Here is an 11,454-nt window from a genome sequence, read left to right on the forward strand (position 1 = left end):
GGTGGATTGACATGACTGAAACCATGCATGTCTTCGATAACACCGCCGATCTGGCATCATCGCTGGCAGCTGATGTTGCCAGCCGTCTGGCAAGCGCGACGGAAGAACGGGGAACGGCGAGCATTGCCGTTTCCGGGGGCTCGACGCCCAAGCTGTTCTTCCAGGCGCTTTCCCGCCATGCGCTTGATTGGCCCAATATCAGCGTCACCCTTGTCGACGAACGTTTCGTTTCTGCCGACAATGATCGTTCGAACCACAAGCTTGTCGCGGACAACCTGCTTCAGAACGAAGCGAAAGCGGCTTACTTCGTTCCGCTGTTCCAGCCTGCCGCATCGCCTGAAGATGCAGCAACGCTGGCGACGGTAAAGACCGAAGCGATCTGCGATCCCTTCGACGTTGTCATTCTCGGCATGGGAACGGATGGCCACACCGCCTCGTTTTTCCCGGGCGGCGACAATCTCGAGGAAGCGCTCGACCTCGACGAACCGCGTGGCGTGCTGACGATGGCGGCTGAAAATGCCGGAGAAGAACGGCTGACGTTCAATTTCTCCAGCCTTGCCGATGCCCGTTTTCTGGTGCTGCACATCGAAGGTGCGGCCAAGAAGGCGACGCTTGAAAAAGCACAGTCGGGCGAAGACGAAGACGAGATGCCAATCCGCGCCGTGTTGAACCGCGCAGACACGCCCGTCGACATTTACTGGGCACCCTAAGCCTGAGGCTGCGTTCATCGCAGCCCGCCCGGGCGCCCAAAGCGACGTAAGAGAGAAACATGACGACCGGCCTTTCACCTCCCAAGGAGGGGCCGGTTGCCGACCAACGAACAGGATGAACGCCCATGGCCGCCGATTCCCGCATTCAGGCTATCACTGACCGCATTGTCGAACGCTCCAAGCCCTACCGCGAAACCTACCTGGAGCGGCTTCGGTTACAGGTTTCCAAGGGCGTGCATCGCTCGGTGCTTTCCTGCGGCAATCTTGCACACGGCTTTGCGGTCTGTTCCCCCGCCGACAAGGATCTCCTTGCCGGCGACCGGGTTCCCAATCTGGGCATCATCACCGCCTATAACGACATGCTTTCGGCTCATCAGCCCTACGAAACCTTTCCGGCAATCATTCGCGATGCCGCAAAGGAAGCTGGTGGCGTGGCACAGGTGGCCGGCGCCGTTCCCGCCATGTGCGACGGCGTCACCCAGGGACAGCCAGGCATGGAGCTTTCGCTTTTTTCGCGCGACGCAATTGCCATGGCAGCCGGGATCGGCCTCTCTCACAACATGTTCGATGCAGCCGTCTATCTCGGCGTCTGCGACAAGATCGTGCCGGGCCTCGTGATCGCAGCGCTTTCCTTCGGTCATCTTCCATCCGTCTTCATTCCCGCAGGCCCAATGACATCAGGCCTGCCGAATGATGAGAAGTCGCGCATCCGCCAGCTTTATGCCGAAGGCAAGGTCGGCCGCGCCGAGCTTCTCGAAGCAGAATCGAAGTCCTATCATGGCCCAGGCACCTGCACGTTCTACGGTACGGCTAACTCCAACCAGATGCTGATGGAGATCATGGGCTTCCACATGCCCGGATCGTCCTTCGTCAATCCGAATACGCCGCTGCGCGATGCGCTGACCCGCGAGGCGACAAAGCGTGCGCTGGCCATTACTGCGCAGGGCAACGAGTTTACGCCGGCCGGTGAAATGATCGACGAGCGTTCGGTCGTCAATGGCGTCGTCGGACTGCACGCAACCGGCGGCTCGACGAACCACACAATGCACCTCATCGCCATGGCGCGTGCTGCAGGCATCGTTCTGACCTGGCAGGATATTTCCGATCTCTCCGATACGGTTCCGCTGCTTGCCCGCGTCTATCCCAACGGATTGGCCGATGTGAACCATTTCCACGCCGCCGGCGGCATGGGCTTCCTGATCAAGCAACTGTTGAAACATGGCTTCGTTCACGACGATGTTCGCACTGTTTTCGGCCATGGGCTGGAAGCCTATACCGTTGACGCGAAGCTCGGCGAAAACGGCGCGGTGGCGCGTCAGCCTTCGCCAGAGCAGAGCCACGACCCGAAGGTTCTCGCCAGCATCGAAACGCCATTCCAGTCGACGGGCGGTCTGAAGATGCTGACCGGCAATATTGGCAAATCGGTCATCAAGATTTCCGCCGTCAAACCGGAACGCCATATCATCGAGGCACCGGCAATCGTCTTCCACGACCAGCAGGAACTTCAGGACGCCTTCAAGGAAGGCAAGCTTGAGCGCGATTTTATCGCCGTTGTCCGCTTCCAGGGTCCGAAAGCCAACGGCATGCCTGAACTGCATCGGCTGACACCGCCGCTTGGCGTCCTTCAGGATCGCGGCTTCAAGGTCGCGCTCGTGACCGACGGCCGCATGTCTGGCGCGTCGGGCAAGGTGCCTGCCGCCATTCACGTGACACCGGAAGCATCCGACTGCGGCCCGATCTCGCTAATCCGCGATGGCGATATCATCCGCCTTGATGCTGTATCCGGCACACTGGAAGTGCTGGTTTCTGCCGCCGAACTGGCGAAACGCGAACCGGCTCAAGCTGACCTCTCCGGCAATGAATGGGGTATGGGCCGCGAACTCTTCGCAACCTTCCGCCGCAATGCCGGCCCTGCCGACCAGGGCGCCAGCGTCTTCCACTAAGGGATGATGATGGAAGCCGTCGGCTTCCGACATTTTCTCAGTCGAGCAATCATCCTCCTGCTTCCGGCCTTTCATGGCCGGAGCAAAAAACTTGTCATGCAACTGTGATGATTGCCCTATAGTCCCCTCCTCGACCAGCCGCAGATGATCAGGCGGCTGGACGGAATGGGACACGACATGACGATTTTTTCCAGCAAGCGCCGCGACGTTCTGAAGCTGATGGCAGGGACAGCCATCTTTCCAATGATGGTCGCTGTCACGTCCGCAGTCGCGCAAGAAACGGCGTTGCGCGCCATCGTGATTGCCGACCTGCACTCCGCCTATGAGCGTATCGGTCAGCTTCTTGCCGCAATCGAAACCCGTATTGCCTCCGACAAGACGCCGCACATCATTCTGCTGAATGGCGACCTGTTTGAAAGCGGCAATGCCGTGGCAATGCGCTCGGCCGGTGAAATCGAATGGGCCTTTCTCTCCGCGCTCGCAAAACTTGCTCCGACTGTCATCAACATCGGCAACCACGAGCCGGACATTGACAACGACCTGGCCCATTTCGTCAGCCGTGCCAGCGAACTCGGCATTACGGTTCTCAGTAACATCGTCGATAAGCGTAGCGGCGCTCCCTACGCTCCAGCCCATGCCGACATAAGTGTCGGCGGACAGAAGGTAATCGTAGCAGGTGTCGCGACCAATGCGCTTAACACCTATCCCAAGGCCACGCGAGACACGCTGGATATTCCGGAGCCAACGGCGTGGGCAAAGAATGACCTTCCAGCCATCGTGAAGCAGGATGCGTTCAACATCATCCTCAGCCACGCCGGCGTCGTTGCCGATCGCGATATCCTGCCAACCTTGCCGGATGGGACATTGCTCGTCGGTGGCCACGACCATTTGAACTTTGTCCATGATGAGAACGCCACGCGCTACGTCCACACCGGTTCGTGGTGCACATCCATGACCGTTGCGACGTTCGGTTACCCCGGAAAAGCGCCGACGATCGAGGCTATTGCCATCGACGACACGGCTCCGGCTTCACCCGCACTCAGGGCACTGATCACACAGACGCTGGAAAAGCATTTGACTGACGAGGAGAAAACGGTCGTTGGCACATCTTCAGCAGCATTGACGGTCGACCAGGCCGGGCGGCATGCAGCCATGGCCATTGCCGCGAAGACAGGGTCGGACATCGGTTTTCTCGGCCATACCTCGTTCGGTGCAGGTCTGCCGAAGGGCGACATTCGTCGCTACGACTTCAATGCCTCGCTGCGTTTCGACGGCAAGCTGATGGTCACAGAGGTCGATGGTAACGTTCTTGCGGAAATTCTCACGCGTTGCAATCAAGATGGCGACATTGCGCTTTCCAAGCGTACCGGCGACTATCTCTATGCGATGCCTGAAGAGCCGGAAGCGAAGCAGCGCTACAAGCTCGTCTGCAACGACTGGTCGGCCATGAACCAGACATCCTATTTCGGCCGCAGCGACCTGACATTCGCCGAGCTTCCCGATGTCAAGCTGAAGCAGATTGTGCTTGAGAGCCTGAGTTAAGGGGCGGCACGTCGGGCCGATTTCAGTTCCTCAAATGCAAAACGCGCAACCGTGATGGTTGCGCGCCACTTCGTAGTCTGGGGTTGCTCAGAAAGAGCGGATATCGAGCTTGCGGTCCCGGTGTGCTGGATGCGTGCTGAACACGAAGATACGGTCCAGTTCCTTCTGCGCCAACATGCGCAGGAAACGGACGTGGATCGTGTTATTGGCGTTAACACGCAAGAGCATGCAGCCGATCTTGCTGATACGGGCGTCGGGAATATCAAGGTAAAACTGGTTCGGCAGATTATACTGCGTCAACAGCGCGAGCACTGCTTCCGTCTGAGAAATACGGATCACATCACAACGACGTGCCGCCATGTGCATGACAGCCTTTTCGGTATATTCGATGCGCGCCGCGTTCATCGTGTCCTCCATGCGGAACCGCCCTTCGCGGTCGTACATGAAAGATTCTTCCTTGCTCAAATAGCTATTTTTGAAACTGCTCGCACCGCTTTGCACTTCCATACCCCCGTATGCAATTCATGGCTCAGAGAGTAGCGTGCAGTCTTTAACAATTCATATCGGCGCGGCGTATCCCGCACTAAAATAAGAGCCCGAAACAGATCCTGTTCCGGGCCTCTCGTTTTACCCTAGTGCTCCGGCTTACGTCCGGTAGGTTTTGCCGTCAGCGTCGAAGAGATGCAGCTTTTCCTGGGGGGCAGCGAAGCGTAGCGTTTCCCCTTTCTGCACCGCGACAATGCCTGGCAATTTGACGATGATCGGCTCTTGCCCCTTCGGCGCCTCGAGATAAAGCAGCGTTACCTCACCAAGTGCTTCGACAATCGCGACCTTGCCTTCGAACAGATAGTCGTCACCGGTAACGACGTTCAAATCTTCCGGGCGAACGCCAAAGCTTGCAGCCTTGCCCTGTTCCGACGCAGCGGTTGCAACGTTGATGGCAAGAGACTTGCCACCGGCCAATTCGATCGTGGTCCGCTCACCGGTGGCCGCGACCTTTGCAGCGAGAATATTCATCGCAGGCGATCCGATGAATCGCGCAACGAATAGATTGGCGGGATTTTCGTATAGCTCGAGTGGTGCGCCAACCTGCTCGACGCGACCCGCATTGAGGACGACGATACGATCCGCCAGCGTCATGGCTTCCACCTGATCGTGGGTGACGTAGATCATCGTCGTATCCGACATCTGCTCCGACAGCTTGGCAATCTCGATACGTGTGGCAACACGAAGCGCAGCATCGAGGTTCGACAATGGCTCATCGAACAGAAAGACTTTCGGATTGCGGCAGATGGCGCGACCGATAGCAACACGCTGACGCTGGCCACCCGAAAGCGCCTTCGGCAGCCGCTCCAGATATTGCGTCAACTGCAGGATTTCGGCAGCAGCGCGAACGCGGCGGTCGATCTCCTGCCTGCTTTCCTTGGCGATCTTCATGCCGAAGGCCATGTTGTCGTAAACAGTCATGTGCGGATAGAGCGCGTAGGACTGGAACACCATGGCAATGCCGCGACGCGACGGAGGAATTTCATTGACGAGTTGGCCGTCAATGAACATCTCACCGCCAGTAATCTCCTCGAGACCGGCGATCATGCGCAAGAGCGTGGATTTACCGCAGCCCGACGGGCCAACGAAAACGACGAACTCGCCCTGCTCGATCTTCAGATCGATGCCGTGTAGAACCTTCACCTGTCCGTAGGATTTGCGAATATCCTTGAGAACGAGACTTGTCATGCGGCGTTCCTCCCTATCTGCTCAGGCGTAACGGGCGAAGAAAGCGCCCCAGGCCGGCAGTTCAACTTGTTTGCCATTCGCGCTGCTGGCAAAGCCGTGCCCTTCCAGCACCTCCCAGTTCCCATCAGGAAGAGCGGCGGTTGCCGCAGTTGCAGAGAGGTTGAAGAGGCAAAGAATGGTCTCATTGCCAAGTTTACGGCTATAGCTCAGCACCTCGCCCTCGACAGGCTGGAATTCGATACCACCCTTGGCGAATGCCGCGTGCTGCTTACGGAAGCTGAGAAAACGTCGATAGTGTTCAAGAACCGACGAATCATTGCCCTGCTGGGCGCTGACGGCACGCTGCTTATGCTCGACGGGAATTGGCAGCCAGGTCTTCTCGGAGGTCGAGAAACCAGCCTGCGCATGACCGGCATCCCACACCATCGGAGTGCGGCAACCGTCACGGCCCTTGAATTCCGGCCAGAACTGTATGCCGTAAGGGTCCTGCAAATCCTCAAAAGCTATGTCCGCTTCGGTAAGACCGAGTTCTTCGCCTTCATAAATGCAGACAGAACCGCGCTGCGTCAGCAGCAGTGCAGACAGGACCTTGGCGAAGGCATCCTTGTCCTCGACGTGCTCGCCCCAACGGGTGACATGGCGCACCACGTCGTGGTTGGAAAAGGCCCAGCAGGCCCAGCCTTCGGGAGCAGCCTTGGCAAAATCGGCCTGAACGTCTGCGACACGCTGTGGCGTCAGCGCGTCCGGAGCAAGGAACTCGAAGGCGTAGCACATCTGCATCTTGTCATCGCCGGAGGTATATTCACCGACAATTTCAAGGCCACGCTGGCTGTCGCCAACTTCGCCCACGGCGGCGATATCCTGGAACTCCTCCAGCACGGCGCGGAAGCGTTTCAGGAACTCGATGTTTTCCGGCTGGTTCTTGTCGTAGATATGTTCCTGGAAGTTGTAGGGGTTCACGGCCGGTGCTGTCGAGGCATTGCGGCGTTCCGGCGCCAATGCCGGATTGTCGCGCAGAAGCTTGTCGTGGAAATAGAAGTTGATGGTGTCGAGGCGGAAACCATCGACGCCGCGCTTCAGCCAGAACCGGACGGTGTTCAATAACTCTTCCTGCACCTCCGGATTGTGCAGGTTCAAATCCGGCTGCGACGTCAGGAAGTTGTGCATGTAATACTGCATGCGGGTTGGGTCCCACTGCCAGCCCGGACCACCGAAGATCGACAGCCAGTTGTTTGGCGGTGTGCCGTCCGGCTTGCCGTCGGACCAGACATACCAGTCGGATTTTGGATTGTTGCGGCTGGAGCGGCTTTCGACGAACCAGGGATGCTGGTCGGATGTGTGCGACATCACCAGATCGATCATGACGCGAACGCCGAGGCGGTGCGCCTCTGCAATCAGACCGTCAAAATCGGCAAGCGTACCGAACATCGGATCAACATCGACATAGTTCGATACGTCGTAGCCGAAGTCCTTCATCGGCGAGGTGAAGAATGGCGAGATCCAGATTGCATCGGCACCGAGATTGGCGATGTATTCCAGGCGGTCGGTAATGCCCTTCAGATCGCCGATGCCATCGCCATTCGAGTCCTGATAGGAGCGCGGATAGATCTGATAGATAACAGCGCCGCGCCACCAATCCTTGTTGGGTGTCAGAGCGGAAGTCACCGAAGCGGTCATTGTCGAATCCTGTTTGGTATGGGCGTTCATGGTTGTCAGCCTCCCTTGACGGAGCCTGCAAGCAGGCCGCGCACGAGATAACGTTGAAGAGAGAAGAAGACGAGCAGCGGCACAATGATCGTGACAAAGGCCGAGGCGGTGAGGATTTCCCAGTTGCCGCCGCGCGAGCCGAGCAGCGCATTCAGCGCGCCAGTCAGAACCAACTCATCCTTCTGCGTGCCAAGGAAGACCATGGCGACGAGCAGGTCGTTCCATGTCCACAGGAACTGGAAGATGGCAAAGGAGGCCAGCGCCGGGAATGACAGCGGCAGGATGATCTTGACGAAAATCTCGAAGTCGCTAGCGCCGTCGACACGCGCGCTTTCAATGATCTCTTTTGGCAGACCGGAAATGTAGTTGCGCAACAGATAGATGGCGAGCGGCAAACCGAAAGCGGTGTGCGCCAGCCAGATGCCCGCATAAGTCTTGGAGGGAACTCCGAAAATGTTGCCGATTTCGTTGTAGAGCCTCAGAAGCGGGATCAGGGACATCTGCAACGGCACAACGATCAGACCCACCACCATGGCGATCAGCAGATTGCGTCCGGAGAAGCTCATCCATGACAGCGCATAAGCAGCGAATGCGGCAATGAGGATCGGGATCACGGTCGCCGGCACGGCAACCGTCAGCGAATTGACAAAGGACTGACCGATGCCTTCGGATGTCAGAACGGTGCGATAATTGTCGAGCGTAAAGACCGGCGGTGTGGCGACGGAAATGTAGACGCGTTTGCCGCGCGCACCCTCAAAGCTCGATGCCTTGCTATATTCATAGGTGCCATCGGCATTGATGAGCAGGGTTTCACCATCACCGATATCGGCAGCCTCGCCCGCCTTGAAGGCTCGCGGCTCCTGCACGCGGACACCGAACGCCGCGACTTGTCCACCAGCGCCATTTTCGAAAACACTGCCGGAAATGACGTAGCGGTTGCCATCCTGTTTCTGAACCGAAGCGTCGGCCAAGCGAACGGCAGCCGTCTGTTCAGAGCTGGAAAAAGCCGTCCACCAGCCCGAGACGGTAATCTGATCCTTGTCGCGCAGCGAGCTGACCAGAATGCCGAGTGTGGGCAGGAGCCAGAGCAGGACAACGAAGAGAACGCTGGCGTGAACGATGAGGCGCGGTAGCCCGACGCGACGGATGCGCTTTACGATATCCATGTCAGCGCCCCTCCATCTCGCGGTTGGCCTGGCGAATGTTCCAGACCATGATCGGCGTTACGGCCGCCATGATGATCAGCGCGATCACGGCGCTTCGGCCGCTATCGCCACCACCACGGAACATCCAGTCAAACATGAGGTTGGCCAGAACCATGGTGTTCCATTGCCCGTTGGTCATGGTCAGCACGATATCGAACACCTTGAGGACAAGAATGGTGATCGTCGTCCAGACAACTGCAATGGTGCCCCAGATCTGCGGGACCATGATCTTCCAGAAAATCTGCCAGCCGTTGGCGCCATCGATAACAGCCGCTTCGACGGTTTCTTCCGGAATACCGCGCAGCGCCGCCGACAGAATGACCATGGCGAAGCCGGTCTGAATCCAGATGAGGATGACCATCAGGAAGAAATTGTTCCAGAACGGCATCGAGATCCACACTTGCGGGTTGCCACCGAAGAACTCGACGATGGCATTCAACAGGCCAATCTGAACCTGCCCTTCGGCGCGATACTCGTAGATGAACTTCCAGATGACGGAGGCACCGACAAAGGAGATCGCCATTGGCATGAAGACGATCGACTTGGCGATGTTGCCCCACCAGATACGATCCGTCATCACGGCGATAACCAGTCCAAAGAAGGTGCAGGCAGCCGGAACAACGGCGAGCCAGAGTATGTTGTTGAAAATCGACTGACGGAACCCGGCGTCAGATAGCGCCCAACGATAGTTGGCGAGGCCGACGAATTCATTGCCCGTTCGGTCGTGGAACGACAGGATCAGCGTCGCGACGACAGGGTAGACGAGATAGACGAGAAGAAGAAGAACAGCTGGACCAATGAACAGCCATGGCCTGACCGCCGCGCGGCGGTTGAGGTTGCGGGACGCATGAATGACGTCACCCGATCGCACTGGAAAGATAACCTGCAGCAATTTATCGGACAGCCAGTAATAGGCAGCGCAGGCAAAAACGCCAGCAACCATGACGCCGATCGCCGAGACGAGTTGGGCAGCCATTTTCCCCTCCCTTGATTCCTTATCCGCGTCGCCCTGTTTTTGTCAGCGATCGCCGGAGTCGTTCCGTTGGGAAAAGGCCCGGCAAATTTACTCTGCCGGGCCAAGTCCAATTGACGTTACTTGAGGCCGTCCCAGGCCTTCTGGATATCGGCAGCAACCTGATCAGCGGATTTGCCGCCGACGAAGTCGATCATGCCGGTCCAGAATGCACCAGCACCGATCTTGCCCGGCATCAGATCCGAACCGTCGAAGCCGAAGCTTGTTGCCGTGGTGAGGATTTCACCCTGACGCTTCATCTGCTCGTTGGCATAGGTGTCGACGTTCACACCCTTGTAAGGCGTCAGGAAGCTGGACTGCGCCATCCAGACTTCGTGCGCGATCGGGGTTTTCAAGAACTCGACGAACGCCTTGGCCGCCGGAGATTCCTTGGTGACCGTGACCAGCGTGCCAGCACCCAGAACAGGCTTGCCGAGATCCGGCTTCGATGCATAGGTCGGCATGTAGAAGAAGTCCGCATCCGTTCCGACCTTCGTGCCTTCCGGGAAGAAGGAAGGAATGAAGGATGCCTGATGATGCAGGTAGCACTTCGGCGGAATGTCAAAGAGGCCTTTCGGGCTGTCACGGAAGTCGGTGGAGGCAACGGCAGCCACACCGCCGCTGACATATTTTTCGTTCTTGGCGAACTTGCCGAATTCGTTGATCGCTCCAACAACCGCAGGATCGGTGAACTTCACCTCGTTGGTCGTCCATTTCAGGTAGACATCAAGCGGCTGCGTGCGAAGCATCAGGTCTTCTACCCAGTCGGTCGCCGGCCAACCGGTTGCGCCACCCGAACCAAGACCGATGCACCAGGGCGTGCCACCGTCGGCAACGATCTGGTCGGTCAGCTTGAGCAGGTCTTCCATCGTCTGCGGAACTTCGTAGCCCGCTTCTTCAAAGTTTTCCGGCACGTACCAGACCAGCGACTTCACGTCAGCCTTGAAGGGAAACGCGAAGTAGGCCTTGTTGCCATCCTTGCCCTTGTAGCTGCCGAGATCGACCCAGGACTGTCCGGCGCCATAGTTCTCCTTGACCCAACTGGCGGTCTCATCGCCGAGCGGAACAAGAAAACCCTTGGCGGCAAGATCTGCCAGCAGGCCAGGCTGCGGCAGAATGGCGATGTTCGGCGGCGAACCCGCCTGCGTGTCGATAACGATCTGCTGCTCGTAGTTTTCCGAGGAGGAGTAACGAACGTTCACACCCGTCGCATCGGCAAAATAGGCCAGAACGGATTGGAACAGAGCTTCGTCTTCACCACGCCACGGACCGAAGATCGTCAGCGTCTGCCCCTTCAGGTCAGCATTCGCCGTTTTGAAATCCTCGTAGCTTTTCCAGTTGAATTTGGCATCCTGACCAGGTGCAAACTTCAGATCAGCAGCGAAGGCTGCTCCCGACAGAAGCGACATCACGGCTACCGTCGTCAAAAAAGTCTTATGCATGTGATTTACCTCCCATCACATCAACCGCTGAACACTTTCAAAAATTAATCAAAGCGCTTTGGCTGCCTATTCATCTCATCGACTGCAAGAGCGAGTCAAGAGACTCTTTGCACGGAAACGTTACAGTAAATCGACCAAGAGGCAATTCGTGAAAATTGG

Annotated in this window: 9 protein-coding genes; 3 read left to right on the forward strand and 6 right to left on the reverse strand. The window is 57.7% G+C overall.

Annotation, left to right across the window (positions count from 1 at the left end; genetic code table 11):
• Positions 1 to 11: 11 nt before the first annotated feature.
• From pgl to ACIQT8_RS13805, 3 genes are all read left to right on the forward strand, one after another.
• Entirely contained in the window at positions 12 to 710 is a 699-nt protein-coding gene (pgl, locus tag ACIQT8_RS13795) for a 6-phosphogluconolactonase (protein ID WP_262524518.1), read from the forward strand.
• 125 nt (positions 711 to 835) lie between these two features.
• Positions 836 to 2,653, forward strand: a complete 1,818-nt coding sequence (gene edd / locus ACIQT8_RS13800; RefSeq protein WP_138794603.1) for a phosphogluconate dehydratase — start codon at positions 836 to 838, stop codon at positions 2,651 to 2,653.
• Between the two features lie 177 nt (positions 2,654 to 2,830).
• Positions 2,831 to 4,195, forward strand: a complete 1,365-nt coding sequence (locus ACIQT8_RS13805) for a metallophosphoesterase (protein ID WP_400966107.1) — start codon at positions 2,831 to 2,833, stop codon at positions 4,193 to 4,195.
• An 87-nt stretch (positions 4,196 to 4,282) separates the two neighbouring features.
• Here ACIQT8_RS13805 and ACIQT8_RS13810 read toward each other — a convergent pair whose 3' ends face one another.
• The 6 genes from ACIQT8_RS13810 to ACIQT8_RS13835 all read right to left on the reverse strand — a co-directional run bounded on the left by ACIQT8_RS13810 (position 4,283) and on the right by ACIQT8_RS13835 (position 11,295).
• Positions 4,283 to 4,639: a hypothetical protein gene (locus tag ACIQT8_RS13810; protein WP_178340712.1), complete on the reverse strand. Its 357-nt coding sequence runs from the start codon at positions 4,637 to 4,639 to the stop codon at positions 4,283 to 4,285.
• 201 nt (positions 4,640 to 4,840) lie between these two features.
• Positions 4,841 to 5,929 (reverse strand): ABC transporter ATP-binding protein, encoded by a 1,089-nt coding sequence (locus tag ACIQT8_RS13815; RefSeq protein WP_138794600.1) that lies wholly within the window; start codon positions 5,927 to 5,929, stop codon positions 4,841 to 4,843.
• A gap of 21 nt (positions 5,930 to 5,950) precedes the next feature.
• On the reverse strand, positions 5,951 to 7,606 hold the full coding sequence (locus tag ACIQT8_RS13820) for an alpha-glucosidase family protein (RefSeq protein ID WP_400966380.1): 1,656 nt from the start codon (positions 7,604 to 7,606) through the stop codon (positions 5,951 to 5,953).
• A 35-nt stretch (positions 7,607 to 7,641) separates the two neighbouring features.
• Positions 7,642 to 8,802, reverse strand: a complete 1,161-nt coding sequence (locus tag ACIQT8_RS13825) for a carbohydrate ABC transporter permease (protein WP_400966112.1) — start codon at positions 8,800 to 8,802, stop codon at positions 7,642 to 7,644.
• A gap of 1 nt (position 8,803) precedes the next feature.
• Positions 8,804 to 9,817, reverse strand: coding sequence for a carbohydrate ABC transporter permease (locus tag ACIQT8_RS13830; protein ID WP_178340711.1), 1,014 nt, complete (start codon positions 9,815 to 9,817; stop codon positions 8,804 to 8,806).
• Between the two features lie 116 nt (positions 9,818 to 9,933).
• Positions 9,934 to 11,295, reverse strand: a complete 1,362-nt coding sequence (locus ACIQT8_RS13835) for an ABC transporter substrate-binding protein (RefSeq protein WP_400966116.1) — start codon at positions 11,293 to 11,295, stop codon at positions 9,934 to 9,936.
• Positions 11,296 to 11,454: the final 159 nt, after the last annotated feature.

Source organism: Agrobacterium sp. NPDC090273 (assembly GCF_044772305.1).
Classification (GTDB): domain Bacteria; phylum Pseudomonadota; class Alphaproteobacteria; order Rhizobiales; family Rhizobiaceae; genus Agrobacterium.